Origin of the sequence: Geothrix sp., from assembly GCF_049292215.1 — a bacterium.
GTDB lineage: Bacteria > Acidobacteriota > Holophagae > Holophagales > Holophagaceae > Geothrix.
The window spans coordinates 1-26,781 of record NZ_JBATQW010000012.1; the positions used below are offsets into that span (position 1 = coordinate 1).

Genomic DNA, 26,781 nt, shown 5'->3' on the forward strand with positions numbered 1-26,781 from the left:
CTGCCACGGCCATGCCCGCGGCCCCCCAGGCGGGCGGCGCACCCGCCCAGTCCGGCGCCCCCGTGGTCGCGAAGGAGGCGGTGAAGGTAGACAAGGCCTCCGGTGCCGATGCCCGCACCGTGGCCGAGGTCTGGGCCCAGAAGGGCGGCCTGAAGGAAAAGGCCGTCACCATCCGCGGCCAGGTGGTCAAGTACAACCCTGGCGTCATGGGCAAGAACTGGATCCACATCCAGGACGGCACCGGCGAAGCCAGCAAGGGCAACCACGACATCACCATCACCAGCCAGGACGCCGCCACCAAGGGCGACGTGGTCACCGTGAAGGGCGTCGTCCGCCTGGACAAGGACTTCGGCGCGGGCTACGTCTACCCGCTGATCGTCGAGGATGCCAAGGTGGTGAAGAAGTAGGCTTGAGTTCCATCTAGACGGAAGCGGGCGCCCTTCGGCGCCCGCTTTCATTCCGGGGGAATTCCGAGCTAGACCGTGGCCGGCACGGCCGCCAGCTCCTTCGCCCAGGCAGGCACAGTGCGGACCCCCTTGGGTGCCTGCAGGGCCTTCTGGTAGCGCCGCAGCTCGCCATCGTGGTTGACGATGAAATCGCTCTCTTCAGCCATGTTCGTGATGGGCAACCAGGCAGTGGCCGCGCGGCCGAGGCTCGATGCCTCCGACTCGAGCGCCAGGCTGAAGGTGGCGGCCTTCAGGATCTGGCCCAGCAGCTCCGCCTCCTTGCTGCTGGTGAAGGCAGCGTCGTGCAGGAGCACCAAGGCCTTGACCTCCCCGCACTGCACTTTGCCAAGCAGCTCGTCGAGGGCCCCGAACCGGAACCCGCGCTCCGTGAAGCCGCGGCGGTTTAGGATGCCGTCCGCGCTGGTCTGGTACTTGGGCAGCACCACGGAGATGGTCTTGTCACCGCTGCCGTAGCGCAGGTCGGCCGAGGCGGCCAACTCGCCCAGGCGCTGGGCCGCATCACAGCCGAAGGTGCCCTGGCCGATGACGGCCACCGGCCCGGCAGCCTGCAGGGCCTCGCGAATGGCCTCCGGGGACGCGGGTGCGCCTTTCAGGGAAGGGAGGGGCGCCGCTCCCGAGCGGTTGAACTGCGCGTAGGCGTAGCGCTCCTCATCACTGATGAAGTGGGTCGTCTCCTTGCCCTCCAGGGGCCGGGGACGGAAGCGGTGGATCTGGTTGCCCTCGTGATCGATCCAGATGGGGTTGCCCAGGGCCGAGTGGCGGCTGATGGAGGGCACGCTCTTGAGGTACCAGACGCGCTTCTTGAAGCGAAAGTCACGGCTCGTCAAGGCGCCCACGGGACAGAGGTCCACCACGTTCCCGGCGAAGGGGTTCTGATCCATGCTCTTGCCCGTGAAGGTGGTAACTTCCAGGTGCGAGCCTCGGGAGGCCACGGTCAGCTCACCGCCGCCGCTGATCTCCCGGGTGAAACGCACGCAGCGGGTGCAGTGGATGCAGCGGTTCTTGTCGATGACGATCTTGGCGCCCAGGTCCTCGTAGCGGTATCGCCGCTTCACCTCGCCCATGCGCGAGTCGCCGCTGCCGTAGTGGTACGAGTAGTCCTGCAGCTTGCACTCCCCGGCCTGGTCGCAGATGGGGCAGTCCAGCGGGTGGTTGATGAGCAGGAACTCCATCACGCCGGCCCGGGCATCAGCCACGGCGGGCGTGTTGGTGAAGACCTCCATCACCACGGCCTCGGGATTGTCCTTGGGCGCGGGCGGCACGGTGGTAGTGCAGCTGGTGGCCAGCTTGGGCTGGCCCTTGATCTCCACCAGGCACATGCGGCAGGTGGCCACGGGGGACAGCGCGGGGTGGTAGCAGTAGTGGGGAATGTCGATGCCGACGGTGCGGCAAGCATCCAGCACCAGGGTGCCGGGGGTCACGCTCAGTTCAACGTCGTTGATCTTGATCGTCGGCATGGGCCCACTCCAGGCCTTCAAGGATGGGGCTTAGGGCCGGGAAGGTAAAGGTGGAGGCGTCAGCCCCTTCCGATGGCACCCACCATGCAACGTCGGCAGAAGTCGAGGAAATCCTCCAGATCCGGGATATCCACATTCACTGTGGCGGGGATCACATTCGGGATCACCACCCGCTTGCGGAGTTCGCCCGTGGCCTCGAGGGAGAACACGAACCAGGCGAGCCGGTCCTTCTCCGAAGACAGCGTGAGGCTCACCACCTTAGTCTCGAAGAACAGGTCCGGCGCCCCGCCGTCCTCCGGCGTCTTCCACTCGGGGATGTGGCTCCGCTTGACGAATTCCGCCCTCAGCTGCTCCAGGGTGTGCTGGACCGTGAACTGCACTTCAACCTGGACATCCATCCCGGCCTCCTGATGCCACCCTTTTCGGCCGTATCCGCCAGAACCCAAGCCCTGACATCCATCCCTTCCGGAAGCGTCAGATACATGGAAAAATCAAGGGTTCAGGGGGCAGACATGCCGACGGCATTGATCTCGGTGTACGACAAGTCGGGGCTCCTGCCCCTGGCGGAGGGCCTGTTGGCCCAGGGCTGGCGGCTCCTGGCGACGGGCGGCACCCTGCGCACCCTCCAGGAGGCCAAGCTCGAAGCCGTCGAGGTCGCCGCCTACACGGGCGCCCCGGAGTGCTTCGACGGGCGGGTGAAGACGCTCCACCCCCGCATCCACGGCGGCCTGCTCTACCGGCGCGACCTCTCGGATCACGTCGCAGATGCCAAGGCCCAGGGCATCGAGCCCATCGACCTCGTGGTGATCAACCTCTACCCCTTCGAGGCCACTATCGCCAGGGAGGGCGTCACGCCCGCCGAGGCCATCGAGCAGATCGACATCGGCGGACCCAGCATGATCCGCAGCGCCTCCAAGAACCACGCCTCGGTGACGGTTCTGACCGACCCAGGCCAGTACGGGCCCTTCCTCGAGAAGCTCCTGGCAGGCGCCTGGAGCCTGGAGGACCGCCGTCGCTGCGCCCTGGAGGCCTTCCGCCGCACGGCCGCCTACGATGCAGCCATCTCCGGCTGGATGGAGCGGGAGCTCACCGCCAAGCCCTCCACCGAGCTGTCCCACCACCTCTGCCTCAACCTGGTCCAGCAACAGGGCTTGCGCTACGGAGAGAACCCGCATCAGGCGGCCGCCTTCTACGTGGAACCCGGCCGCAAGGCCGAGGGCATGGCGGCCTGCCACCAGCACCAGGGCAAGGAGCTGAGCTTTAACAACCTCCTGGACGCCGATGCCTGCGCCCGCCTGGTCTGGCAGTTCCCGGCTCCGGCCTGCGTCATCGTCAAGCACAACAACCCCTGCGGCGTGGGCCAGGGTCCCCATGCCCTGGAAGCCTTCATGCGGGCCCAGGCCGGCGATCCCGTCAGCGCCTTTGGGGGCATCGTGGCCTTCAACCGTCCGGTGGGCGTCGAAGTGGCCAAGATCATGGCCCAGAACTTCTGGGAGGTCATCTTGGCACCGGCCTTCACGGGCGAGGCTCTGGAGGTGTTCGCCGCGAAGAAGCAGCTGCGTATCCTGCAGACGCCTGACCAGTGGCCCCAGAGCGCCGAGGGCCTGGACACCCGCTCCATCGGCGGTGGCTACTTGGTACAGCGGGCGGATGACGCCTTCGCGCCATTCGAAGCGTGGGAAGTGAAGGCCAGCGGCGCCGGCGCCAAACCGCGCACGGAGGATCTCGTGCTGGCCCAGCGCGTGGCCAAGGCCGTGAAGTCCAACGCCATCGTGCTGGTGAAGGATGGCGCCACCGTGGGCATCGGCGCGGGCCAGATGAGCCGGGTGGATTCCGTGGAGATCGCCTGCCGCAAGGCCGGGGACCGCGCCCGCGGCGCCGTGCTGGGCAGCGACGCCTTCTTCCCCTTCGCCGATGGCCTGGAAGTGGCGGCCGGGTTCGGGGTTTCCGCCTTTGTCGAACCGGGCGGCAGCCTGCGCGACAAGGAGGTCATCGAAGCCGCCCAGAAACTGGGTGTCTGGCTCTTCTTCACAGGAATGCGCCACTTCCGACATTGAGCCCGGTTCCAATCGGGCCATGCCCGACTGGAGATAAAAAGGAAGCCACCTACTCATCTTCGCCCGGGGCCTATTGATGAAAACTTCTGATCTGCGCCAGCGCTTCCTCCAGTACTTCGAGCGGCAGGGGCACCGCCGGGTGGCTTCCAGCGCCGTGATCGGCCCGGCGGACGACCCCACGGTCATGTGGACGAACTCCGGGATGATCCAGTTCAAGGATGTGTTCCTGGGCAAGGAGAACCGCGACTACAGCCGCGCCACCACCAGCCAGAAGTGCCTGCGGGCCGGCGGCAAGCACAACGACCTGGATCAGGTGGGGTTCACCGCCCGGCACCACACCTTCTTCGAGATGCTCGGCAACTTCAGCTTCGGCGATTACTTCAAGGCCGATGCCATCCGCTTCGCCTGGGAGTTCCTCACAGGCCCGGTGGAAAAGGGCTGCCTGAACCTGGATGCCTCCAGGCTCTGGGTCACCGTGTTCGAAGGCGCGGAGGGCGTGCCGGCCGATACCGAGGCCGAGGAAATGTGGAAGGCCGCTGGGGTGCGCCCGGATCGCATCATGCGGTTCGGCAAGAAGGACAACTTCTGGCAGATGGGCGATACCGGCCCCTGCGGCCCCTGCTCCGAACTGCACTTCGATCGTGGGGAACAGGTCCCCGGCGATGCCACGCCCAATGGCGATGGTGACCGTGTCATGGAGATCTGGAATCTGGTCTTCATGCAATACGAGCGGGACGCCAAGGGCCTCCTGACCCCCCTGCCAAAGCCCAGCATTGACACGGGCATGGGCCTGGAACGGACTGCCAGCATCCTCCAGGGCGTGGATACCAACTACGAGATCGACCTGTTCGCACCGATCTTCGAAGCCATCTGGAAGGCGGCGAAGGTCAACCCCGAGGACCGCCGCGACCACGCGAACCGCACCGCCTCCCAGGTCGTCGCCGACCACATCCGTGCTGCCACGTTCATGTGCTTCGACGGCGTGGTGCCCAGCAACGAGGGCAGGGGCTACGTGCTCCGCAAGATCATCCGCCGGGCATTGCGCTTCGGCCGGAAGCTCGGCATCGAGGGGCTCTTCTTCGCGGACCTGGCCCCCGCCGTGTTCCAGGCCATGGGCGATCAGTACCCTGAGCTGCTCGGAGAGCTCGGCCGCATCCAGAAGTCCCTCCATCGGGAGGAGCAGCAGTTCAGCCAGACCCTCTCCACGGGCCTGAAGCTGCTCGAAGGCAGCGACATCGCCAGCGGCACCCTGGCGGGCTCTGACATCTTCCGTCTCTACGACACCTATGGTTTCCCCGTGGATCTGGTGGAGGACTGGTGTCGGGAGCGCGGCATCACCGCCGATCTGGCCGGCTTCCAGCAGGAGCTGAACGCCCAGCGCACCCGAGCCCGAGCCGCCATGAAGGCCCACGACCTGCGGCTGGCCGGGGATCTGGCCATCCTGGCGGACCTGCCGCCCACCCGCTTCACCGGCTATGACCACCTCGAGGGACAGGCCCACGTGGTGGCCTTGTTCGATGCAGGGCACCGGCGAGTGAAGCACCTCACCGGGGAAGGCTTCGTCCTGCTGGACCGCACGCCCTTCTACGCCCTGTCCGGCGGGCAGGTGGGCGATACGGGCCAGCTCCGCTTCGAGGGCGGCCACGCCGAGGTGCTGGACTGCACCGCGCCAGCCCAGAAGCGGCACCTCCACAAGGTCGTGGTGACCGGCTCCCTGCTGGAGAACATGACCGTCAATGCCCTGGTGCACCCGATCCGCCGGCGGCGGGTCCGGGCCCACCACACGGCCACCCACCTGTTGCACGCGGCCCTGCGTGAGGTGCTCGGCACTCACGTCAAGCAGGCCGGCAGCGTGGTGGATGCGGCGCGCCTGCGTTTCGACTTTACGCACTTCGCCCCTCTGGAACCGGCCCAGATCGCGGAGATCGAGCGGCTCGCCTCCCGCCAGGCCCTGAGGTCCATCGATACCCAGGTGCGCGAGATGGACATTGAGGAGGCCCTCTCTTCCGGGGCCATGGCCCTCTTCGGCGAGAAGTACGGCGACGTAGTGCGCGTGGTACAGGTCCCCGGCTTCTCCACCGAGCTCTGCGGCGGCACCCACGTGCCCAACACCGGCGAGATCGGCGTGGTGAAGATCATCTCCGAGGGCGCAGTGGCAGCCGGCGTCCGGCGCATCGAGGCCGTGGCCGGCGAGATGGCCCTGGAGTTGCTGCAGGCCGACGAGGCCATGATCCAGGGCCTCGCTCGCCAGGCCAATGCGGGCCGGGAAGCCCTTCCGGACCTGCTAGCGGCCCGGGACCATCGCATCGCCCAGCTCGAGCGCGACCTGAAGGAAGCCAAGCTGAAGGCCGCCGGTGGCGGCGGCAGTGCCGAGCAGGTGGAGCAAGTGAAGGGTGTCACCCTCGTCACGGCCCTGATCGAGGGCCTAGAGGGCAACGCCCTGCGGGAGTTCATGGACCAGGTCCGCACCCGGCACTCCAGCGCGGTCATCGTGCTGGCCTCCAAGACCGCCGAGGACAAAGTGGCGGCGCTGGTCTCGGTCTCACCCGACCTGGTCTACGATGCGGGGGTCCTGTTCAAGACCATGCTCCCCGCGCTGAATGGCCGCGGTGGCGGCAAGAAGGACCTCGCCCAGGGCGGCGGCGCCAACCCGGGCGGCCTGCCCGAAGCCCTAGCCGCCCTCAGGGCGGCCCTGTAAGCCCAGAGTCACCCTGGGCCTCCAGTCGCCCGAAACCATTCAATGCTCCAGGGAGGACCTCCATTGCTTCCCATCCGCCGGCTGCTCCTGCGGGACCTCTTGGTCCTCATGGCCGGTCTGTCCGCCCTGATCCTGGGCCTCTCCTGGTGGAGCCAGCAGCAGGCCCTGAGACGCCAGGCCACCGCCCGCACCGAATCGGCCCTCCACCACCTTGAGGCCCTGCTCCACCTGGAGCTGAAGGCCTCCCAATCCCTGGGCGAGGTCGTGCGGGGTTGGTGGCTGGACGGGGCCTTGGATCCCACCCGCCCCGAGGAGGCGGCCCGACTCCTCCTCCCTCTACTCTCGGCGCAGCGGAGCATCACCAGCCTCAACCTCGCCCGCCAGGATGGGCCCTCCCTGCTCTTTCTCCGGCGGAGCGAGGTCTGGTTCATGCGGGAGTTGGTCCAGCCGGGATCCCAGGCCCGGATCCGCTGGCACCGCCTGGGCCAACCCGGCGACCGGATGTCCAGCGAGGCCTGGACCCCCATGGACTACGACCCCCGCACCCGGCCCTGGTACGTGGCCGGGGCTGCAGCGTCAACGCCAGAGCCAACCTGGACGGAGCCCTACACCTTCTACACCACGAAGGATCCGGGCATCACCTGCACCCTGCCCATCCGTGATGCCAGGGGGCTGCTCGGCGTGGCTGCCCTGGACTTCCTCCTGGACGACCTGACGGCCGGGGTCTGGTCCGCCCAGCCGACGCCCCGGAGCCGCTGCCTGGTGGTGGATCCCGAAGGTCGGGTGGTCATCCTGCCGAACGATCCGGCCTTCCAGACTCCTGCCTCCAGACGGCAGGCCTTCATGAGCCCCGTGGGGTCCGGTTTCCTGGAAGCCCAGTCCGGATTGCTCAGGGCCCCGCTGGGCCGGTCGCTGGCCTTCCGCCATCGCGGCCATACGATGATCGGCCTGATCACGGGTTTCGCCACCCTTCCCGGCATCCACTGGCGGCTGCTGCTGACCGTCCCGGAAGAGGACCTGCTCGGTCCGGCCCGACTCCGGCTCTGGGCCCTGTTCGGCATGGCCGCCCTCAGCCTGGGCCTGGCGGCCTGGCGCATCATCCACATCGCGCGCCGCGTGGCGGGCCCCATCGCCCAGCTCGGCGCCACCGCCGAGGCGCTCGGGCAGGGGGAGATCCCCTCGCCCATCCACTCCCGCATCCTCGAGATCCGCAGCCTCGATCGCGCCCTGCGCCAGGCCAGTGAGAGCCTCAGCGACCAAGCCCAACTTCAGCGCCAGCTGGAGCACAGCCAGCGCATGGAGACCGTGGGCACCCTGGCCGGCGGCATCGCCCATGACGTGAACAACCAACTGGCGGCCATCCTGGGCCAGCTGCACCTCTGCCGCGAGACCCTGCCCGAGGGGCATTCCGCCCTCAACCGGATCCACCGGGCGGAGGAGGCGACCCGCCGCTGCGCCCAGACCACCAAGGCCCTGCTCTCCTTCAGCCACCAGTCCCGACCCGAGCTCCAACCCCTGGATCTCAACGCCCTAGTCGAAACCACCACCGACGTGCTAGAGCCCCTGCTGGGCGGGCGGATCCGCCTTCGCTGCCAGCTGGCGCCGGACCTTCCCCCGATCTCAGGGGACGCGGTCCAGTTGGAGCAGGTGCTCATGAACCTGGGCGTGAACGCCCGGGACGCCATGCCCGAAGGGGGCCACCTGACCCTGAGCACGCGCCTGGGGGACGATGGCCGTGTCCTCCTCGACATCCAGGACACGGGATCGGGCATTCCGGAAGCCCTCCTGCCACGGCTCTTCGAGCCCTTCGTCACCACCAAGGAACACGGGAAGGGGACAGGCCTGGGGCTCGCGATGGTGTTCTCCATCCTGAAGGCCCACAGCGGGGAGATCCACGCCGAGAACTTGCCTGAAGGAGGGGCCCGGTTCCGGGTGAGCCTGCCCGCAGCAGGCAGCGGTGAAGTCCCCCTGGCGAAGGGGCCGGACCGCCTCAGGGCCGCCTCACCCAATCTGGCGGGGCGCCGCATTCTGGTCGTGGAGGACGAACCGCTCCTGCGGGAGATGCTTGCGGATGCTCTGACCCTGGCCCGGATGCAGGTGACCACCGCCCCAGATGGAGCCTTGGCCTGGAGGGCCTGGCAACAGGCCGGCGGGTTCGACCTCGTGATCAGCGATCAGCGCATGCCGGACTGCACCGGGCTGGAACTGATGGCCCTCATCCGGGGGAGTGGCTCCGAAGTCCCGTTCATCCTGGTGAGCGGACAGGGCCTCGAAAGCGTTGAGGGCATACTCTCCGCGGACAAGCGGGTCCGCCTCGTCCCCAAGCCCTTCGAACTGCCCAGGCTCCTGCCCATCATGGAAGAGATGCTGGGTCCCCGAAGGGCCTGAGCGGCCCTCACTTCGCGGCGGATCCGCCCTTTTCATGGCACCCGAGGCAGGTGGCCAACTTGGCATCCGGGCTCCGCCAGTAGGCGAAGTCCTGGTTGCCGAAGTCCTTCTGCAGCTCTGCGGGCACCCGCGCCCAATAGAAGGCGAAAGCGGTGGTGCCATCGGCCTTGGTCTCCTTCATGTAGAGAGGGCCGGGCTCGGTGCTGGGCTTGCCCTTCTCGTCTGTAAAGGTGGGCATCACGGCGTAGGCACCAGGAGGCAGGGGTTTGCCCGCCTTGTAGGCATCGATGCCCGAGGCCGAGACCCAGACCCGTCGCCAGCGGTCGCCGTGGGCCTTGCTGCGTACCGGGGCAGCCTCCGCAGGTTCAAGACTGGCGTAGTCCAGAGCCCTGATGGGCAGCTCGGCCTCGGCATCGTTGCGCTTGGCGCGGTCAGCCTCAGCGGCTGCCTTGTTGGTCTCTTCGTTCCCAAAGACCATGACGCCACCCAGCTTCCCACTGAAGGCCCAACAGCCCAACCAGAGGAAGCCGACCAGCAGGGCGGGTGCCCCCACGCCCCGCTCCCAGAACCTTCGGCCGCCAGTGCGTTGGCTGGCGCCGGCGCTGAAATCGCGCTTCCAGACGCGCCATAGCATGAAGACGCAGACGCCCCCGATGAGGAACCCCGCCATGGCGGCGAGGATGTGGATCTGAAGGATCTTCTGCAGCACCTGCTTCTCGTTGGCCACCACCGGAAGGAATCCCGAGGGGCTGATCAGGTTGATCTGCCGCCCCCAGACCAGGCCGCTGAAGAGGGCGATGGTGCTGCCGAGCCAGCCGATGACAGCCAGAAAGAAGGAGGTCCCGGCGAGGATCTTCCCGTGCCTCGGATGGAAGGAGGCCAGCATGGCCAGGGGCAGGACGGCCACCAGGCCGATGGGGATATGGACGAAGGCCGGGTGTTCCCGCGCGATGAACTCGAGCAGTGGAGATGCGCTCATGGGGCTCCTGACTTAGAAAACGCGCGCCACATTGAAGCCGAGGGACCAGTTGCCCGACAGCCGGGGGCCCCCGCCGTAGTCTCCACTCATCACCTGGTTGGCCGTCGTTCCGCTGGCATTGGAGCCGGTCAGCGTGAAGCGGTGCTTGAAGGTCTTGTAGGAAAAACCCACGGCGAACCCGTTCTGGTAGGTGGTGCCGTCGGTGATGCCACCGGGCGCAGCCTTGGCGAATTTCGAGGGGCGTGGGTAGTACTCGCTGACGAAGGAGAATTTCTCGGTGAACCCGATGCGCAGGCCGAGTCCCACATTAAACACGCCGCCCGTGTTGGGCTTGGTATTGGGCGTCTGGCCCGGCGGCACGGCCAGCACCGTGTCCGTGGTGGTGGTCTTGGTGATGTAGGTGGGCACCACCGAAAAGATGATGTCATCAGTGATGAAGATCTCCGTTGGCACCTGCACGGCCAGCCCGGAAATGCCCACCTTCCCGAGAGGCGTGACCGTCTCCTTCACCACCTCGTCGAAGCGCTCGGCGCGCACGGCCATGCGAACCCGCTCGCCGTTCAGCACCTGCTCTTGCAGCCCGAAGCTGAAGGTCTTGTTGTCCGCCGTGCGGTAGATGAAGGCGTTCAGCCCCGGGATGGGCTTGATGCCGAAGGTGAAACCCAATCCGGCATAGGTGTACCCATCAAGCCCGTACACATCCTTGCCGTGGTCCTTCACCGGCTGGACGAAGCGGTGGGTGAACACAACGCCGATGTCCCAATACTGCATCCGCTCCGCCGATGGCAGGTTCACCACCAGCGGATATTCGGATGATTCAGCGCGAAGCGCTCCCCCAGCCAGGAGGGCGCAGGCAAGCAGGGGAGCAGTCTTCCTAGTCATCGGATCTCCAGAATCACTACTTGGCGGCGAACTTGCGCATGATGGGGATCATCTTCTCGACATCCGCCTGGGTCATCTTGTCCTTGAAGGCGGGCATCTTGTCCTTGCCATCCATGGTGACCTTGATCCAGTCACTGTCCTTCTTCTTGTTGGCCTTCCGGCTGTCGGTGAAGTCGAAGCCGTTGTCTGGAAGGGGCTTGCCACTGTTGTCGCGGCCACTGCCGTTGGCGCCGTGGCAGCGGGCGCAGGCGTCCATCCAGTACTTCTGGTAGTCGCTGCCTGAGAACTTGGGCAGGTCCTTGGCGGGATCTCCGGCGACCAGGGATGCTCCGACCAGGAGCAGGGCGGAAAGGGTGAAGCGACGCATGAGTCCTCCTATGGGGTGGTGGGAAAGGCAGGTTAGCACTCAGTTCCAGGTGTTGTTGTTGGTTGTATGGCTCGTCCCGTGGCAGGAGAGGGCGCAGCCGCCACGCCCGATGGTGGGGTTCACGGTATAGGTCAGGGCGCCAGTGGCTGGCTGGGAACCACCCCCGAACTTGATGGTGTCGCTGGAGAGCTGGTCCGGAGCCACCCGGACAGCGGTGGTATTCAGGTATTTGAAGTGATTGACGACACCAGGCTTGTTGTTGGTGGCCGAGTTCATGTCATGGCAGTAGTTGCAGGTCTGGTTGTGGTCATTCGGGTTGTTGTGCCGCCCCGTCGCGTCGTTGTACTGGGTCGCGGTCGAAGCGATCTTGTGGCAGGAGAGGCAGTAGGTCGTGGCATTGAACGCGAGCTTGCCAGTCTGCCAGCCGGGTGTGGTCTGGCCCCCGTGGCAGCTCACCGCATTGCAGGTGAACGCCGTCAGGCTGGGGGTGGTCCCGAGCGTCCCGGTCTGGGCCTTGAAGGTGGCACTGATGGTCACCGGGGCTGGTCCGGTTCCGGTCGGAGTCCCGTTGGGGCCGCGATTGGCGCCGTTGTAGTGCGGCTGGTTCGCGCCGCCCTCCCCTGGCTGCGAACCCGTGTGGCAGGTGGCGCAGGTGAGCGTCGTGGGCAAGCCCATGTGTTTAGCGTGGGCGCCGGCAATGTTGGGGAAGGTCGTCCCGGCAGGGCCGAGGGTCTTGAAATTGGGATCCGGGTGGCAGGAGAGGCAGGTGCCTGCGCCCTTGCCAGCCGCCAGCGGCGAGGCACTGACGTGGCACTTGGTGCAGCTGGGGCCGACCTTGCCAGCACCCGGCCCGGTCTCATCGTGGCAGTTGATGCACTCCCCGTTGAACATGGCGAGCGTCGCGGTCTGGTGGGTATTGCCCGTCCCGGACGTGGTGGTCATTCCGCTGAGGAAGGGGGCCGGATGCGCGGCCGCGCCCGGACCATTCACATGGCAGCTGTTCGCATTGAAGGACCCACTGAAGCAGCCGGGGGCGGCGACAACCGGAGACGCTGCACCGGCCGTGACGCCGTGGCAGAGGCCGCAGACAGCCGCTCTCTGCGCGGTATTGACGGCGGCGGCGGCATTCCGATGGGAGGCCGTGTAGGTGCCACTGGCAATGCTGCTGGGCGACTTGTACCAGCTGTCCGGGTGCGCCTTGGCCTGGAGGTGGCAGCTTGAACAGGTGGTCGTCGTGGTCCCGCTGTCGAATTTGTTGGTGCCCGGAACCCCGTGGCAGGTCTGGCAGTAGAGGAGGTCCGCTTTGGCCACCACGCCATGGAAGGTGGCGTCCGTAGCCCCGGCAGTCTTGGGATCCGTCCAGGTGGCCCCGATGGGATGGGGGGCCAAGCCAGGCCCGTTGGCGTGGCAGCTGACGGCGGCATGCTCGGAGTTGCCGAAGCTGGCGCTGTAGCAGCTTGGGGCAGCCGTCAGAGCCGAGGTGCCCGCCTTGGTCACGGCATGGCAGATCACGCAGGAGCCGTTGGCATTCAGAGGATCCGTGGCATTGCGGTGGGAGGGGACATAACCCGGGAAGGTGCCGACCGAGGCCGGATACCAGGTCGTCGGGTGGGCACCGGCTCCCGTGGTCTTGGAGTGGCAGGAGGAACAGGCCGTGGAGGCGGAGCCGCCATCAAACTTGGTGGTGCCCGGAGTGCCGTGGCAGCTCTGGCAATACTTCAGGTCCTTCTTGGCTTCGATGCCGTGGTAGGCGGCGCTCGTCGGATCCTTCCAGATGGCTCCGAGCGCGTGCGGGGCGCCGACATCGGCGTGGCACATCGTCGCGTTGTAGCAGCCCGGCTGAGTGCCAGCGGGGGCCGGTGTGGCTGGATGCCCGGCGGGATTGTTGGCTGAGCCAGGGAAATGGCAGGTGGCGCAGACGGCTGCGTTACCGGTATCCGTCGAGGTGTGGCTCCAGAGGGTGCCACCGGAGGTGCGCCAGGGCTTCGGGGGGTGCGGTGCGCTCACGCCGTGGCAGGTGAAGCAGGTCTTGGCCGAGGCGCCGCCCGCAAAGTCATTGCCATGGCAGATCTTGCATGACACCAGGCTGCCGCCGCTGACAGGATCGGAGGCCACCTTGGCGCGAGTCCCATGGACGTCGGAGTTGGCCCATCCCGGAACGGTCTGGTGGTGGCAGCCCGTGGTCATGCAGGTGGGAATGCCGCTCCCCACCTTGATGACTGAAAGCTCATGGCACTGGGTACAGGCATTGACTCCGGCCACCGCCTTCCCGGAGTGGACCGTCATCCAGCCGGCGGGATGGTAGTTGCTGTAGTACTGACTGGCACCGCCAGCCTTGCCACTGCCGCAACCCACAAAGTTCGCAGCCGAAAGCAGGGTGAGGCAGATGCTACTCACCAGGCTCATCGTTCGTTTCCAGCTCCAAGTCCTGTTCATGAAGACACCGAAGAAATGCAGGCAACTCGAACGCGAGGGCACTGACGTGTGGAAGTGCGGATTGATATGACATGTGGTTGATCCACTGTCATCGACTTGCCATGGATGGGCGATTCGGGAGGGTTGGGATGGATAGGATAGCCCTGTGAGTCTGGCGAGGGCAAAGTGGGCTCCTAGAAAAACCTGGACCAGCCAGGGCCAATCCGAAGCCGTTGGTTTCTATGACTATCGCCCCTGGGGTCCTCTGTGCCCATATCCCAATCGGAGCCTTGTTGTTAGTCCCTTCGGCCTAGTGGCTTGTCGTTGATCCAGCCAGACGGATGGCCTAACCTTCAGCTTCGATGCGGACTAGAGTGGCAGGAAACCGATCTTCCCTGGGGAAGGCCTTGCGATGCCTTGTCATCGTGCTGCCATGGTTGTGGGCGACCATCACGGCCTTCGCCCTCGATCCATCCCGACCGCTCGCAACCCATGCCCATCACATCTGGCGCAGCGAGGATGGCCTGCTCCAGGACACCGTCTCGGCCCTGCTGGAATCGAAGGATGGCTTCCTCTGGATTGGCACCGAGGCGGGTCTGGTCCGATTCGATGGCGCCACGTTCGATCACTATTCCCGCCTCAGCCTCCCCCGCTTCGAGCACAACGATGTCCAGTGCCTGGCTGAAGGAAGCGACGGGGCCATCTGGATCGGCACCTCTGAACCCGGGCTCTATCGATTCCGCCAAGGGGAGATCCACGCCCTCGGCCTGGCGGATGGACTCCCCGATCAACCCATCCGGCGCCTGCTCCGGGACCGGAAGGGAACCCTGTGGGCAGCCCCGCTGGAGGGGCCCCTGCTTCGCTTCGATGGGAACCGGTTCCAACCCGTACCCACGGATGCAGCCCGGCTGCGCATCCGGGTTCTCGCCCTCGACGAGGAGGGCGGGCTCTGGGTCGGCACGGCTGGGTCCGGCCTCTGGCGGCTCCAGGAGGGGCGCCTGGTGCTGGCCGCCTTGACGGCCAGCGAGATCACCGCCCTTGAGATCGATGCGGACGGCCAGGTGCTGGTGGGGACCCGCGCGCAGGGCCTGATGGCCCTGAGGGAAGGGCGCCTGGAGGTTCCCATCTGGGCTAGGCGCCTTCCCCCCAAACCCATCTGCTCGTTGATGCGCGATCGGCAGGGAAGCCTCTGGATCGGTCTGGAGCAGGCTGGCCTCTTCCGCCGGAGCCCGTCGGGCCAGGTAGAACCATCGCCCAGGTCCCTCGGCTCCCGCTGGACACCGCTCTCCCTGCTGGAGGACAGTTCTGGCGCGCTCTGGGCCGGGAGCGAGGATCGGGGCCTGCGGGTCATCTACCCGGTCCCTTTCCAGCCCCTGCCCGTGCTTGGGGCCGAACCAGAAGAACCGGCCTGGATGGTCTGCCAGGACACCCAGGGGACCGTCTGGTGCCTCACCGGCGATCAGGCCCTGGGGCGTGTCTCGCAAGGCCGGGTTGAACCAGTTCACCCAGACGTCCCCCTGGGCGGTCCCATCAGCTGCCTGTGGCCCCGGCGCGGCGGCGGCCTGTGGATCGGCACGCGGAACGGCGAGTTGTGGGCCATGGAGCAGGGGCTGTTCCGCCGCATCCGTGGGGCCGAGCCTTCGCACCCGGATCCCATCATCTCCCTCTTCGAGGACACCCAGAAACGCCTGTGGGTGGCCACTTCACGCCAAGGGCTGATCCAATGGACTCCTGGTGCCGCCCCCGTCCGGTTCCCCGCCATCCAGGGGGTTGTGGCCATGACCGGCGGAGCCTCGGGGCCCCTGTATCTGGCGAGCCGCACGCAAGGGCTTGGCTTGCTTGTTTCCAACCAGGTCCGATGGCTGGGCCGGTCCGAAGGACTCGGCTCCAACGGTGTCAACACCCTGCACCTGGACAGCGAGGGCTCCCTCTGGGTCGGCACCATGGACGGCCTGCGGCGCTACCAGGACGGCATCTTCCAGACCTTCGGCGGGCGGCCCGGCCCCTTGCTCCTGGCCATTCACGCCATTATGGAGGATTCGGCCCACCGGATGTGGCTCAGCACCGGCCAAGGCGTGCTTCAGGTCCAGCGTGCGGCCCTCATCCGAAGCCTCAGCATCGCCGGCCCGGTTCCCGGGATCCTCTTCGACCACCACGATGGCATGCCCTCACGGGAAACCAATGGCGGTCCTCAGCCCACCGCCTGGCTGACCCGGGAGGGCGAGCTGTACTTCCCCACCAGCCGCGGCTTGACCCGGCTCGACGGGCGACTCCCACCCCCACCAGGAACGCCGCTGCGCCTCCACATCCTGAAAGCGGAAGGCGACGAGATCATCCTTCCGGACACTCAGCCGATCCAGGTGCCACCTGGCACTCACCGGTTCGAGGTGTACTACACGGCAACCTCCCTGACGCGCTCCGACAAGGTCCGCTTCCGCTACCGGCTTGAAGGCCTGGAACACACCTGGAACGAGGTGGGGGACCGGCGGTTCTCCGCCTATTCCAACCTCCCCCCCGGGTCTTACCGCTTCGTGTTGCAGGCCTGGCGCCTTGGCGAGGAGGGGCCACCGAAGCAGGTCACCCTCGAGGTCAAGGTGCAACCCTACTTCTACCAGCGGCCAGCCTTCTGGGGCCTGGGTGTCATCCTGGCCATCACGTTCGGGTGGTGGCTGCTGCGCCTTCGGCTGCAGCAGGTGGAGGCCCGCTCCGCGGTCCTCGGGGAACGCAATCGCATGGCCCGGGAGATCCACGACCACCTTGCCCAGGGTTTCACGGGGGTCCTGCTCCAACTGGAGGCGGCCGAGGCCAAGCTTGGCCGCATGCAGGGGGACCCGGCGCCGGTCCTGACCCGACTGGACCATGCCCGCAACCTGGCCGTGGCCAGCCTCCAGGAGGCTCGTCGTTCCGTGATGGTGCTCCGGCCGAGGAAACCCGAAGGAACGGATCTCCTCGGCGCCCTCCGCCTGCTTGCAGACCGGCTGCTGGCGGGAACGGACATACAGGTCGAGCTGGCGGTGATGGGGAAGCCCCGGGCCCTCAGGGAGAACCTGGAGGAAGAACTCCTGCGCATGGCCCAGGAACTGATGACCAACGCACTCCGCCATGGCAAGGCCCGCTGGGTGCGGGTCGTGCTTGAGTACGAGTCGAGGCGGGTGCGCATCAACGTCGAAGATGACGGTAGGGGTTTTGACCCCTCGGCCGCGGTCGCCGGTTACGGGATGCGCAGCATCCGTGAAAGCATCAGCAAACTAGGAGGGCACATGGACATCGACAGCAGTCAGGGCCTCGGCTCCCGTATCACCATTACCTTACCCAACCGAAGGTGGCGTCCATGACCTCTATTCCGTCAGATCGCATCCGGCTCCTCATCGTGGACGACCATCCCATCGTCCGCGATGGGCTGGTCTCCATCCTGCACGAGGGGGAGCCTGACCTCGAAGTGGTGGGGGAGGCTGGCGATGGCAAGGAGGCCGTGGATGCATGGAGGACGCTCCGTCCCTCCGTGACGATCATGGACCTGCAGCTTCCCGGCCAGACGGGCGTGGAGGCCATCAAGGCCATCCGGCGCGAAGACCCGGAGGCCAAGATCCTCGTGCTCACCACCTTCGACGGTGACGCGGACATCCAGCGGGCCCTGGAGGCCGGCGCCCGCGGCTACCTCCTCAAGAGCGTGCGGCGGGCCATCCTCATCGAGGCCGTGCGGGCCGTCGATGCCGGTCATCGTTACCTGCCCCCGGCCACAGCCGCCCGACTGGTGGAGGCCATGGAGTCCGAGCGGCTGACCCCCCGGGAGCTCGACGTGCTCAAGCTCCTGGCCGAAGGGCAGCGCAACCGAGAGATCGCCGATGCCCTGGGACTGGCCGAGCCCACGGTGAAGATCCACGTCAACAACCTGCTGCGGAAGCTCCAGGCCAAGGACCGGACTGAAGCCGCGGTGATCGCCCTCAAGCGGGGGTTGATCCACCTCGGACAGTAGGCGCCGAGCCGGGTTCCAGAGCTAGCGCGCGATCTCCACGGCGCGCAGTTCGCGCATGACCGTGACCTTGATCTGCCCGGGGTATTGCATCTCGGATTCGATGCGACGGGAGACATCCTTGGCGATCCAGTAGGCCTGGTCATCGTTCACCGAGCCCGCATCGACGAGAATGCGGATCTCGCGGCCTGCCTGCATGGCGAAGCTCTTCTGCACGCCCTTGTAGCTGTTGGCGATGCCCTCGAGCTGCTCGAGGCGCTTGACGTAGGTCTCCAGCATCTCGCGCCGAGCGCCGGGCCTGGCGGCGCTGAGCGCGTCGGCGGCGGTGATGAGCATGGCTTCCACCGTGCGGGGCTCGAAGTCCCCGTGGTGGCAGCTCATGGCGTGGATGACTTCCTCTTTCTCGCCATAGCGCTGCATGAGCTGCATGCCGATCTCGATGTGGGTGCCTTCCACTTCGCGATCAATGGCCTTGCCGATGTCGTGGAAGAGCCCTGCCCGGCGTGCCAGGCGAGCATCCGAGCCCATCTCCCCGGCCATGTACTCGGCGATGCGGGCCACTTCCTTGGTGTGCTCCAGGACGTTCTGGCCGTAGGAGGTGCGGTAGTTCAGGCGGCCCACCAGCTTGTGCAGCTTGGGGTGGACGTCGGGGAAGCCCAGCTCGATGCAGGCGGCCTCGCCGATCTCCTTCAGGTGCTGGTCCATGTCCAGCTTGACCTTCTCGACCACCTCCTCGATGCGGGCGGGGTGGATGCGACCGTCGGCCAGCAGCTTGAGGATGGCCTGGCGGGCCACCTCACGGCGGATGGGATCAAAGCTGGAGACCACGATGCTCTCCGGCGTGTCGTCCACGATGAGATCGCAGCCCGTGGCCTTTTCCAGGGCCCGGATGTTGCGCCCCTCACGGCCGATGATGCGACCCTTCAGATCGTCGCTGGGGAGCTGGACAGAGCTCACGGCCTGCTCGGCCACCACGTCCGAGGCCACCCGCTGGATGGCAGCACCGATGGTCCACCGGGCCTTCTTGGCGGCATCCTCCACCGCCTCGTCCTCGATGCGCCGCACCATCTTGGCCGCGTCCATCTTGGCGGAGTACTCGAGCTGCGAAATCAGCTCCTTCTTGGCGTCGTCCCGGGTGAGGCCGGCGATCTCCTCGAGCCGTCGAGCCTGCTCCTCGACCAGCTGCTTGGCTTCGGCCTGCTTGGCTTCCAGCTTTTCAAGCTCGGCCTTGCGCTTCTCCGACAGGACTTCGAGGTCCTTGGCCTTCTGTTCCACCTGCTGGAGTTTCTTGTCGAGGCCCTCCTCCTTGGACTGGAGGCCCTGCTCCTTCGCCTGGATCCGCTGGTCCTGTTTCTCCAGGCTGGCCTGCCGCTCGGTCAGCAGCTTTTCGGCCTCCTGACGGGCCTGGAGTGCCAGTTCCTTGGCCTTGAGCTCGGACTCCTTCCGGACGGCCTCGGCCTCCTGCTGGCCACGCTCCCGGAGCCGCTGGGCTTCCCGGTTCGCCTCGGCGAGGAGACGCTCCCGCTCAGCCTTGATGTCCGATTCCGCATTCGCCTTCGCCTGGGAGGCCTCGGCGGTGGCCTTCTGGGCCCGCAGGGCCATGAGCAGGCCCACGCCCGCTGCCGCGAAGAACAGCAAAAGGAAGATCCAGCTGATCAAGTTCATGGGCGACTCCTGGGAAGAGAATCCAAAGAGCCACCAGCACCCGAAATGAAGATCCCCGCTCAGTCGTGGAGGCGTGCCGAGTTCCCTAGTGTATAGGGGGGAGACCAGGATCCCTGGCTAAGGCGCGCCGTCGCGCGGAACGCACAGGACAGGGGGAAGGACTCCCTAGTCGACTTACGGAACAAGCGCTTGGCCATAATCACGGGCCTCGCAGGGAGATCAGTCTCCGTCCTCGTCAAGGAGTGGCACGGGGGCGGAAGGTTCGTCCGGAACATCACTCAGAAGCTTGGAGAGGGTCTGTTCCAGGTTGTGGGTGTGCTGGTTGGCTTCCCGTTCCAGACGCGCCACACGGTGCGCCAGGTTCAGGGCGCCCAGGAGGTACCAGGACGGAGTGTCGAGGCCCTTCGGGACGCTCCCCCATCTTAGCTGGCATTGGGAGTCCATGTCCTGAAAGGTGTCCTCCAGGACTTGGAGGGCCGCGGCCAGGGTGTCCGGCTGGTCCGTCTGGATCTGGAGGGACCGCCCCTGGACCATCACCGTGACCGGCCGGGTGCCCGGCAAGGGTTCCGGGGGCTTCATCCCAAGGCCTCCAGCGCCCGGAGGATGGCCGCTACCTGCTCCTTCACGGCCTCGCGGTCCTTCTCCAGGACCGCCTTCTCGGCCAGTGCCTCCTCCAGTCGGGACTGGAGCGATTGGAGTTCCTGGTCGCCTGCGGCTCCGGCGGCCTTAAGGGCGTCCAGTTCCTCCTTGAGCTGGTTCCGCTGGTGGACCAGGGCCTGCATCTTCGCTTCGAGCTGCTTCAACAGATCCATGGATGCCTCGTGAAGCCCATCTTACGCCCGGAGCGTGGCTCCAAGGGACCCCGCAGCAACCAGGGCCGCCGCCACCCAGCCGTCGACCTCCTCGCCCACGAGGGTCCGGTCCGCCTGGAAGCGCATCCGCATCAGCCAGGCCTGGCGACCCTCGGGCAGACTCTTGTGGCGGAACACATCCACGCAGCGCAGGTCCATGAGCGCGTCCTTGGGAAGCGCGGCCCTCATCGCAGAAGTCAGGGCCTCGTGGGACTGGCCCAGGTCGACCAGGAGCGACAGGTCACGCTCCACCGAGGGGAAGCGGCTGAAAGGACTGAAGGCCGGGATGATCCGCGCACCCATTCGCGGTAGGCTCTCCACCGGAAGTTCAAACCCGAAGAGCCCCTGACCAAGCGAGCGCAGCGGCGATAGCCCCTCCCAGCCCAGGTCCTTCGCGATCCCCGAGAGGTCAGCCTCGCGGACGGCCCGGGCGGGGCTCAGGTAGTCCTCACCCCCCAGGGTGCCGCCCCAGACCACGCCCAGCAGGAACTGCTCCACTGGGCCGGCCGGGCTGCTGCTGTAAACCGGAGCCAGTTCGAACAGGCGCACTTCCCGCGCACCCTGTCGAAGGTTCTGGTCAGCCACGGCCTGCAGGCTGGGCAGCAGCGAGCCGCGCATGACCGAATACTCCTGGCCGAGAGGGTTGACCAGGGTACGGCCCTCCGCCCCGTTCCCGTGAGCGGCGAAGGCGGCGTCCGCCTCGGGGCTGATGAAGCCGTAGGTCACGGTCTGCTGGAAGCCCAGGTGGGCCAGGCGGCGGGCCAGACGCTGGCGCTGGAGGTAGGCATGGGACAAGGGCTCGGGTGGCCCTTCCAGCGGCGGAAGCACCGAAGGGATGTGTTCGTAGCCCCGCAGGCGCAAGACCTCTTCTGCGAGATCCTCGGGGATCGCGAGGTCGTGTCGCCAGGAGGGCGGCGTGATCTGGAGGATGCCGACATCGAGATCGGTCGCACAACCCAGCCGCCTGAGGGCTTCAGCGGCCTCGGCCAGGGCCAGGGGCTCCCCGGCGATGCGGGCCAGCAGCGTTCCCGTCAGGGGTACGGGCTTGGCAGTGGCAGGCGCCGCGCCAGCGGTCCAGGCGCCCACCAGGGTCGCCTGGCACCAGGCCTGGAGGCGACCCGCGAGCAGGTTGCGCGCCACCATGGCCATGTGCGGATCGGCCCCCCGCCCGAAACGGTGCGACGCGTCGGTGTGGAGGCTGTGGCGCCGCGCCGTGGCCTTGACGGGCTTCGGGTCGAACCAGGCGCTCTCCAGCAATACGCGTGTTGTGGCCTCAGTGACCTTGGTGCTCTCGCCACCCATGACGCCGGCGAGCGCGATGGGGCCCGCCTCGTCGGCGATGACGAGATCCTGCTCCACCAGCTTCCGTTCGATCCCGTCCAGGGTCACCAGGGTTTCACCGGGCCTAGCCCAGCGCACCGACACGGCGCCGCGGATGCGATCGGCGTCGAAGGCGTGGGTGGGGTGGCCAAACCGGTGCAGCAGCTCATTGGAGGCATCCACGGCCGGAAGCCGCTTGGGCGTGGCTTCAAGCGCCAGCAGGAAGGACTGGACCTCCAGGGGAGTCGTGCCCCGTCCCAGTTCGAGGACCGCTGTGCTGTAGACGGGGCAGGCCGGGCTCTCCAGGCGAACCTCGACTACCGGCTTTCCCTCAGCCAGCGTGGGCATGGCGATGGGCACCAGCGGCTGCTGGAGCCGCGCCGCAACTTCACGCGCCATGCCGCGGTGCGACATGGCATCGCCCCGGTTGGCGGTGATGTCCACATCCAGCACGTCGCCGCCTTCACGCGAGGCGACGCCATCTACGGGGAAACCCAGGGAGGCCAACAGCTCCGAGAGCTGACGGGTCTCCAGGGCAGCGGCAGCAGGGATCTCCTGGGCCAGGGCCTTCCGCTCGATCCACATCAGTCCAGCCCTCCCATGGCCCTGAGGAAGCGCTGATCGTTCTCAAAGAACAGGCGCAGGTCGGGCGTCTGACTCAGCATCATGGCCATGCGCTCGACGCCCATGCCGAAGGCCCAGCCGGACCATTCAGTTGGATCGATGCCGGCGTACTTCAGGACATTGGGGTGGATCAGGCCCGCCCCCAGGATCTCCACCCAGCCTGAGCCCTTGCACACGCGGCAGCCCTTGGCGCCGCAGAGCGGGCAGCTCACGTCCACCTCGCAGCCCGGCTCCACGAAGGGGAAATACGAAGGCCGGAGCCGGATCTCGGTATGGGGGCCGAAGAGCGCCCTCAGCGCGTATTCCAGTGTCCCCTTCAGGTGCTGCATGCCGATGCCATGGCCCACGAGCATGCCCTCCACCTGGTGGAACATGGGGCTGTGGGTGGGATCGATCTCATCCTTTCGGTAGACGCGCCCCGGCGCGAGGAACCGGATGCCGCCGCGTGCGGCGAGGTCGGGCGCCACGCGCAGGAGCGTCCGCACCTGCACGGGGCTGGTGTGCGTGCGGAGCAGGAGCTCCGGATGGGCCGCCAAGTAGAACGTATCCGACGAAGCTTTCGCCGGATGGTCCTCCGGGATGTTCAGGCCATCGAAGTTGTGGGCCTCGGTCTCCACCTCCGGGCCCTCTTCCACATGGAAACCGAGCGGACGGAACACATCCACTAGGCGATCCATGAGGCGGTTCAGCGGATGAAGCGCGCCCTGGGCCGGCACGGGCGGTGGCAGGGTGGGATCCCAACGATCAGACAGGGAAGCGAGCTGCTTCTTCTTGGCCTCAAGCTCCAGTTGGCGGGTCTTCAGACCCTCCTCCCACTGCTGCTTCAAGGCATTGATGGCGGCACCGAGCTCCCGCTTCTGTTCCTTGGGCGCGGTCTTGAGCAGATCCATGAGCGTCGCCGCATGGCTGCCCTCACGCCCGACATAGGCGCCCTTGAGCCGCAGGAGTCCATCCAGGTCGGCGCAGGCAGACAGCGCCTGGGGAAAGGCGCGCCCGGCCTCGACGATCTCGACGGGAAGCAACTGGTCCATGGAACCCTCGGGGCAGGTGTCTCAAAACAGGGAAAGGCCGCTCGCGCGGCCTTTCGGGTGTCTGCGATGGTGCGTCGCGTTCAGCCCTTGGCCACGGCCACGAGCTTGGTAAACGCTTCAGGGTTGCGCACGGCGAGGTCCGCGAGGATCTTGCGGTCAAGGTCCACGGAGGCCTTCTTCAGCCCGCCCATGAACTTGGAGTAGCTGGTGCCGTTCTGGCCGCAGGCGGCGCTGATGCGCACCACCCAGAGGCGGCGGAAGTCGCGCTTCTTGACCTTGCGGTCGCGGTAGGCATAGCCGAGGGCCTTCTCGACAGCTTCTTTGGCAGAGCGGTACAGGCGAGACTTGGCGCCATAGAAGCCCTTGGCGAACTTCATCATGCGCTTGCGGCGCTGGGCGCGCTTAAATCCACGTTTGACGCGAGTCATGTTGCTTCCTTTCCTCGAGGCAGCTCAGAAGAGCGTTTGAAGGCCTCATCGGGGGTGGCCTCAGCCACCGGGTTGAACTGACGATTGTAAAACCGTCAGAGGGAGAATCCAAGCACCAAGGAGGCTGGGCCTGCGCGGTGCGCGGGGGCCAGGGGGTGTGCGCGCTGCGCGGTACCTCCTGACGATATCGACTTCACGCGTACGGCAGCATCGCGGCGACGGCCTTCTGGTCAGCCTTGGAGACCATCCGGCCCATGTCCAGCTGGCGCTTCCGCTTGGCGGTCTTCTTGGTCAGGATGTGGCGCTGGTGCGAGCAGCCGCGCTTGAACTTGCCGCCCGCGGTCTTCTTGAAGCGCTTCTGGGCGCCCTTGTGGGTCTTGATCTTGTATCCGCTCATAGGTTCCTCACTGGATCGGGGCTTCGGTTGCTGGTGTTTCGGTCTTGGCTGGCTTGGGCTTCTTGGGCGCTTTCGGGACTTCAATGATCTTGGGAGCGAGAATCGCGTGCATGTCGCGACCATCAATGCCGGCACCCTTTTCCACGATGGCCTTGTCGCCGACGCGCTGGATGACTTCCTCGATGATCCGGTAGCCGATGTCACGGTGGACAACTTCACGTCCGCGGAACATGACCACCACTTTGACTTTGTCTTCCTCCTCCAGGAACCGCAGGATGTGTTTCACCTTGAAATCGAAATCGTGGTCATCGGTCTTGGGCCTGAACTTCACTTCCTTGACCACGATGTTTTTCTGTTTCGCCCGGGCGGCGTGTTCCCGCTTGGCTTCCATGAACTTGTATTTGCCGTAGTCCATGATTCGGCAGACTGGCGGCTGTGCGTTTCCGGCGACTTCCACCAGGTCGAGGCCGCGCTCTTCTGCGATCCGGATGGCCTGGTGAGGAGGCATCACGCCAAGCTGTTCGCCATCTTCGGAGATGACGCGGACCTCTTGGGCCCGGATGCCGTCGTTGATGCGGGTCTCGTTCGGACGAATGGTTCCTCCCCTAGTTGCACAAGGACAAAAAGTCTAACACTTGACCTGGCCTTCGCCAAGCACGGAAAACCAAATCAGCGTTGGCGATCCTTGACCTCGGCTGCCAGGGTCTGCAGGAATCCGTCCAGGGGCTGCACACCCAGGTCACCCCGGTGGCGGTGCCGCACCGACACGGTGCCGGCCTCGGCTTCCCGATCCCCGATCACCAGCATGTAAGGCACCTTGGCCAGTTGGGCCTCGCGGATCTTGGCCTTGAGACTTTCGTTGCGGGCATCCAGCTCGGCCCGTAGGCCCAGGGCCTTGGCCCGAGCCGCAGCCTCCGTGGAGAACGCATTTGCGCGGTCGGTGATGGGCAGGATCGCCACCTGGACTGGCGCCAGCCAGGCCGGGAACGCCCCGGCGGTGTGTTCCACCAGGATCCCCATGAAGCGCTCCAGACTGCCCAGGATGGCCCGGTGCAGCATGATGGGACGGCCCTCGCCGCCATCGGGGCGGGTGTAGTTCAGGTCGAAGCGCTCCGGCAGCATGTAGTCCACTTGGAGGGTGCCCAGTTGCCAGGGTCGCTTGAGGGCATCCAGGATCTGGAACTCGATCTTGGGGCCATAGAAGGCGCCCTCCCCGGGGTTCAGGGTGAAGGGCATCCCAGCTTCATCGAGGGCTTCGCTCAGTGCCGTCTCTGCGGCGTCCCAGATGTCGTCCGAGCCCAGCCGCTTCTCGGGCCGGGTGCTTAGCGCCACCCTCATGCCGTCAAAGCCGAAGGTGTCGTAGACCTCCTTCAGCAGGGCGAGGAAGTCGGCCATCTCGGCCTTGATCTGTTCGGGCGTGCAGTAGATATGGGCATCGTCCTGACAGAAGGTGCGCACCCGGGTCAGGCCGTGGGTCACGCCGCTGCGCTCGTACCGGTGCAAGCGGCCGAAGTCGGCGTAGCGGATGGGCAGGTCCCGATAGCTGTGCTTCTGGCTGCCGAACATGATGCAGTGGCCTGGGCAGTTCATGGGCTTCACCGCGTACTCCCGCTCCTCGGCGGTGGTGAAGTACATGTTCTCCGCGTAGTTGTCGTAGTGGCCGCTGGTCTTCCAGAGGGCCACGTCCAGGATCTGCGGCGTGATGACTTCGCTGTAGCCGTACTTGAAATACAGTTCGCGGATGTAGGTGACCAGTTCGTTGTAGACCTGGGTGCCCTTGGGATGGAAGAAGGGCGAGGCCGGTGCCTCGGGATGGAAGGAGTAGAGCCCCAGTTCCTTGCCCAGCTTACGGTGGTCGCGGGCCTTGGCCTCCTCCAGGCGCTTCAGGTGCTCGTCCAGTTCCTTTTGGGAATGGAAGGCAGTGCCGTAGATGCGGCTGAGCATCTGGTTCTTCTCGTCACCCTTCCAGTAGGCGCCGGCAATGCTGAGCAGCTTGAAGGCCTTCAGCTTCGCGGTGCTGGGCACGTGGGGGCCGCGGCAGAGGTCGTAGAAATCCCCCTGGCGATACCCGCTGATGATGTCGCTCGCGGGAATGCCGGCAACCACTTCAACCTTGAGCGGCTCACCCATTTCGGTGAAGCGGGCCACTGCCGCGTCCCGGCCCAGGTCCTCCCGGATCACTTCGACGCCCTCGGCCACGATCTTGGCCATCTCTGCCTCGATGACCGGGAGGTCCTCGGGCGTGAAGGGCTTCTCCACCCAGAAGTCGTAGTAAAAGCCATCCTCGATGACCGGGCCGATGCCAACCTTGGCGCCCGGATAGAGGCGTTTGACGGCATGGGCCAGCAGGTGGGCCGTGGAGTGTCGGATGAGCTCCAGGCTCTCCGGGGCCTTGTTGGTGACAATCTCGACCTTGGTCCCGTTCACGAGCGGAGCCTTCAGGTCGACCAGGTGGCCATCCACCTTGATGGCCAGTGCCGCCTCAAGCAGCCGTGCCCCGATCCCGCCGGCCAGATCGGCTCCAGTGGCGCCCTCGGGCAACTGCCGAAGGGAGTCGTCTGGAAGGCGGACCTCGATGGACATGGGTTCCTCAGAACAAGATGAATATTTTATCAGTAAATGACTCCGGGCCATCAAATGTGATGGCCCGGAGGGGTTTTAACGTCGCAGCGACCTACTTTTCCACGCATGTGATGCGCAGTATCATCGGCCCTCCAGGTCTTAACGGCCGTGTTCGGGATGGGAACGGGTGTGACCCCTGGGGAAAAGCCACGACGAAGGG

The 26,781-nt window shown here is 66.2% G+C and carries 20 protein-coding genes, 1 rRNA gene and 1 pseudogene; 6 read left to right on the plus strand and 16 right to left on the minus strand.

Annotation, left to right across the window (positions count from 1 at the left end; translation table 11 throughout):
- A pseudogene (locus WAS25_RS02435) lies at positions 1–407 on the plus strand (nucleotide-binding protein); the annotation flags it as partial.
- A gap of 68 nt (positions 408–475) precedes the next feature.
- On the opposite strand, the gene WAS25_RS02440 reads toward WAS25_RS02435, so the two are convergent.
- Together WAS25_RS02440 and WAS25_RS02445 are read right to left on the minus strand one after the other, a co-directional pair.
- A complete protein-coding gene (locus tag WAS25_RS02440; RefSeq protein ID WP_422309921.1) occupies positions 476–1,924 on the minus strand; it encodes a 2Fe-2S iron-sulfur cluster-binding protein in 1,449 nt (482 codons plus the stop codon).
- A 59-nt stretch (positions 1,925–1,983) separates the two neighbouring features.
- Positions 1,984–2,322 carry a hypothetical protein gene (locus WAS25_RS02445; protein ID WP_422309922.1) on the minus strand — a complete coding sequence of 113 codons (339 nt, stop codon included), beginning with the start codon at positions 2,320–2,322 and terminating at the stop codon, positions 1,984–1,986.
- A gap of 114 nt (positions 2,323–2,436) precedes the next feature.
- Here WAS25_RS02445 and purH point away from each other — a divergent pair, with 114 nt between their 5' ends.
- From purH to WAS25_RS02460, 3 genes are all read left to right on the plus strand, one after another.
- Positions 2,437–3,981, plus strand: a complete 1,545-nt coding sequence (gene purH / locus WAS25_RS02450; RefSeq protein WP_422309923.1) for a bifunctional phosphoribosylaminoimidazolecarboxamide formyltransferase/IMP cyclohydrolase — start codon at positions 2,437–2,439, stop codon at positions 3,979–3,981.
- Positions 3,982–4,057: 76 nt separating this feature from the next.
- The gene (alaS, locus tag WAS25_RS02455) at positions 4,058–6,679 is read left to right on the plus strand and encodes an alanine--tRNA ligase (protein ID WP_422309924.1); all 2,622 of its coding nucleotides are present in this window, start codon (positions 4,058–4,060) and stop codon (positions 6,677–6,679) included.
- Between the two features lie 63 nt (positions 6,680–6,742).
- On the plus strand, positions 6,743–9,067 hold the full coding sequence (locus tag WAS25_RS02460) for an ATP-binding protein (RefSeq protein ID WP_422309925.1): 2,325 nt from the start codon (positions 6,743–6,745) through the stop codon (positions 9,065–9,067).
- Positions 9,068–9,074: 7 nt separating this feature from the next.
- Here the strand turns inward: WAS25_RS02460 and WAS25_RS02465 are convergent, their stop codons facing one another.
- From WAS25_RS02465 to WAS25_RS02480, 4 genes are read right to left on the minus strand one after another with little or no spacing between them, the layout of a single operon-like run.
- The gene (locus WAS25_RS02465) at positions 9,075–10,046 is read right to left on the minus strand and encodes a hypothetical protein (RefSeq protein WP_422309926.1); all 972 of its coding nucleotides are present in this window, start codon (positions 10,044–10,046) and stop codon (positions 9,075–9,077) included.
- A gap of 12 nt (positions 10,047–10,058) precedes the next feature.
- Positions 10,059–10,928 carry a DUF5777 family beta-barrel protein gene (locus tag WAS25_RS02470; protein WP_422309927.1) on the minus strand — a complete coding sequence of 290 codons (870 nt, stop codon included), beginning with the start codon at positions 10,926–10,928 and terminating at the stop codon, positions 10,059–10,061.
- A gap of 16 nt (positions 10,929–10,944) precedes the next feature.
- Positions 10,945–11,295 carry a c-type cytochrome gene (locus tag WAS25_RS02475; RefSeq protein ID WP_422309928.1) on the minus strand — a complete coding sequence of 117 codons (351 nt, stop codon included), beginning with the start codon at positions 11,293–11,295 and terminating at the stop codon, positions 10,945–10,947.
- A gap of 39 nt (positions 11,296–11,334) precedes the next feature.
- On the minus strand, positions 11,335–13,701 hold the full coding sequence (locus tag WAS25_RS02480) for a hypothetical protein (RefSeq protein ID WP_422309929.1): 2,367 nt from the start codon (positions 13,699–13,701) through the stop codon (positions 11,335–11,337).
- Positions 13,702–14,117: 416 nt separating this feature from the next.
- Between WAS25_RS02480 and WAS25_RS02485 the strand changes: the two genes are divergently transcribed.
- Both WAS25_RS02485 and WAS25_RS02490 read left to right on the plus strand, forming a co-directional pair.
- Positions 14,118–17,045 carry a sensor histidine kinase gene (locus WAS25_RS02485; protein ID WP_422309930.1) on the plus strand — a complete coding sequence of 976 codons (2,928 nt, stop codon included), beginning with the start codon at positions 14,118–14,120 and terminating at the stop codon, positions 17,043–17,045.
- Positions 17,042–17,686 carry a response regulator gene (locus WAS25_RS02490; RefSeq protein ID WP_422309931.1) on the plus strand — a complete coding sequence of 215 codons (645 nt, stop codon included), beginning with the start codon at positions 17,042–17,044 and terminating at the stop codon, positions 17,684–17,686. The genes WAS25_RS02485 and WAS25_RS02490 overlap by 4 nt, the downstream gene beginning before the upstream one ends.
- 21 nt (positions 17,687–17,707) lie before the next feature.
- On the opposite strand, the gene rny is transcribed toward WAS25_RS02490, so the two are convergent.
- From rny to rrf, 10 genes are all read right to left on the minus strand, one after another.
- The gene (gene rny, locus WAS25_RS02495) at positions 17,708–19,348 is read right to left on the minus strand and encodes a ribonuclease Y (RefSeq protein ID WP_422309932.1); all 1,641 of its coding nucleotides are present in this window, start codon (positions 19,346–19,348) and stop codon (positions 17,708–17,710) included.
- Between the two features lie 219 nt (positions 19,349–19,567).
- Complete coding sequence (locus tag WAS25_RS02500) at positions 19,568–19,927, minus strand: cell division protein ZapA (protein WP_422309933.1); 360 nt, start codon at positions 19,925–19,927, stop codon at positions 19,568–19,570.
- A complete protein-coding gene (locus tag WAS25_RS02505) occupies positions 19,924–20,160 on the minus strand; it encodes a hypothetical protein (protein WP_422309934.1) in 237 nt (78 codons plus the stop codon). Before WAS25_RS02505 ends, WAS25_RS02500 begins: the two co-directional genes overlap by 4 nt.
- A 21-nt stretch (positions 20,161–20,181) precedes the next feature.
- Complete coding sequence (locus WAS25_RS02510; RefSeq protein ID WP_422309935.1) at positions 20,182–22,104, minus strand: phenylalanine--tRNA ligase subunit beta; 1,923 nt, start codon at positions 22,102–22,104, stop codon at positions 20,182–20,184.
- Positions 22,104–23,174 carry a phenylalanine--tRNA ligase subunit alpha gene (gene pheS, locus WAS25_RS02515; RefSeq protein WP_422309936.1) on the minus strand — a complete coding sequence of 357 codons (1,071 nt, stop codon included), beginning with the start codon at positions 23,172–23,174 and terminating at the stop codon, positions 22,104–22,106. Before pheS ends, WAS25_RS02510 begins: the two co-directional genes overlap by 1 nt.
- Positions 23,175–23,254: 80 nt before the next feature.
- Complete coding sequence (rplT, locus tag WAS25_RS02520) at positions 23,255–23,602, minus strand: 50S ribosomal protein L20 (RefSeq protein ID WP_286354390.1); 348 nt, start codon at positions 23,600–23,602, stop codon at positions 23,255–23,257.
- 193 nt (positions 23,603–23,795) lie between these two features.
- Complete coding sequence (gene rpmI, locus WAS25_RS02525) at positions 23,796–23,999, minus strand: 50S ribosomal protein L35 (RefSeq protein WP_291204060.1); 204 nt, start codon at positions 23,997–23,999, stop codon at positions 23,796–23,798.
- A gap of 7 nt (positions 24,000–24,006) precedes the next feature.
- The gene (infC, locus tag WAS25_RS02530) at positions 24,007–24,594 is read right to left on the minus strand and encodes a translation initiation factor IF-3 (RefSeq protein WP_422309938.1); all 588 of its coding nucleotides are present in this window, start codon (positions 24,592–24,594) and stop codon (positions 24,007–24,009) included.
- 74 nt (positions 24,595–24,668) lie between these two features.
- Complete coding sequence (thrS, locus tag WAS25_RS02535; protein ID WP_422309937.1) at positions 24,669–26,582, minus strand: threonine--tRNA ligase; 1,914 nt, start codon at positions 26,580–26,582, stop codon at positions 24,669–24,671.
- 78 nt (positions 26,583–26,660) lie between these two features.
- Positions 26,661–26,776 (minus strand): 5S ribosomal RNA (gene rrf / locus WAS25_RS02540).
- Positions 26,777–26,781 lie beyond the last annotated feature (5 nt).

Excerpts from the sequence above, each read along its gene's own strand:
- WAS25_RS02440 (WP_422309921.1), bottom strand. The coding sequence starts at position 1,924 with ATGCCGACGATCAAGATCAACGACGTTGAACTGAGCGTGACCCCCGGC.
- WAS25_RS02445 (WP_422309922.1), bottom strand. The coding sequence starts at position 2,322 with ATGGATGTCCAGGTTGAAGTGCAGTTCACGGTCCAGCACACCCTGGAG.
- purH (WP_422309923.1), top strand. The coding sequence starts at position 2,437 with ATGCCGACGGCATTGATCTCGGTGTACGACAAGTCGGGGCTCCTGCCC.
- alaS (WP_422309924.1), top strand. The coding sequence starts at position 4,058 with ATGAAAACTTCTGATCTGCGCCAGCGCTTCCTCCAGTACTTCGAGCGG.
- WAS25_RS02465 (WP_422309926.1), bottom strand. The coding sequence starts at position 10,046 with ATGAGCGCATCTCCACTGCTCGAGTTCATCGCGCGGGAACACCCGGCC.
- WAS25_RS02470 (WP_422309927.1), bottom strand. The coding sequence starts at position 10,928 with ATGACTAGGAAGACTGCTCCCCTGCTTGCCTGCGCCCTCCTGGCTGGG.
- WAS25_RS02475 (WP_422309928.1), bottom strand. The coding sequence starts at position 11,295 with ATGCGTCGCTTCACCCTTTCCGCCCTGCTCCTGGTCGGAGCATCCCTG.
- WAS25_RS02480 (WP_422309929.1), bottom strand. The coding sequence starts at position 13,701 with ATGAGCCTGGTGAGTAGCATCTGCCTCACCCTGCTTTCGGCTGCGAAC.
- WAS25_RS02490 (WP_422309931.1), top strand. The coding sequence starts at position 17,042 with ATGACCTCTATTCCGTCAGATCGCATCCGGCTCCTCATCGTGGACGAC.
- rny (WP_422309932.1), bottom strand. The coding sequence starts at position 19,348 with ATGAACTTGATCAGCTGGATCTTCCTTTTGCTGTTCTTCGCGGCAGCG.
- WAS25_RS02500 (WP_422309933.1), bottom strand. The coding sequence starts at position 19,927 with ATGAAGCCCCCGGAACCCTTGCCGGGCACCCGGCCGGTCACGGTGATG.
- WAS25_RS02505 (WP_422309934.1), bottom strand. The coding sequence starts at position 20,160 with ATGGATCTGTTGAAGCAGCTCGAAGCGAAGATGCAGGCCCTGGTCCAC.
- WAS25_RS02510 (WP_422309935.1), bottom strand. The coding sequence starts at position 22,104 with ATGTGGATCGAGCGGAAGGCCCTGGCCCAGGAGATCCCTGCTGCCGCT.
- pheS (WP_422309936.1), bottom strand. The coding sequence starts at position 23,174 with ATGGACCAGTTGCTTCCCGTCGAGATCGTCGAGGCCGGGCGCGCCTTT.
- rplT (WP_286354390.1), bottom strand. The coding sequence starts at position 23,602 with ATGACTCGCGTCAAACGTGGATTTAAGCGCGCCCAGCGCCGCAAGCGC.
- rpmI (WP_291204060.1), bottom strand. The coding sequence starts at position 23,999 with ATGAGCGGATACAAGATCAAGACCCACAAGGGCGCCCAGAAGCGCTTC.
- thrS (WP_422309937.1), bottom strand. The coding sequence starts at position 26,582 with ATGTCCATCGAGGTCCGCCTTCCAGACGACTCCCTTCGGCAGTTGCCC.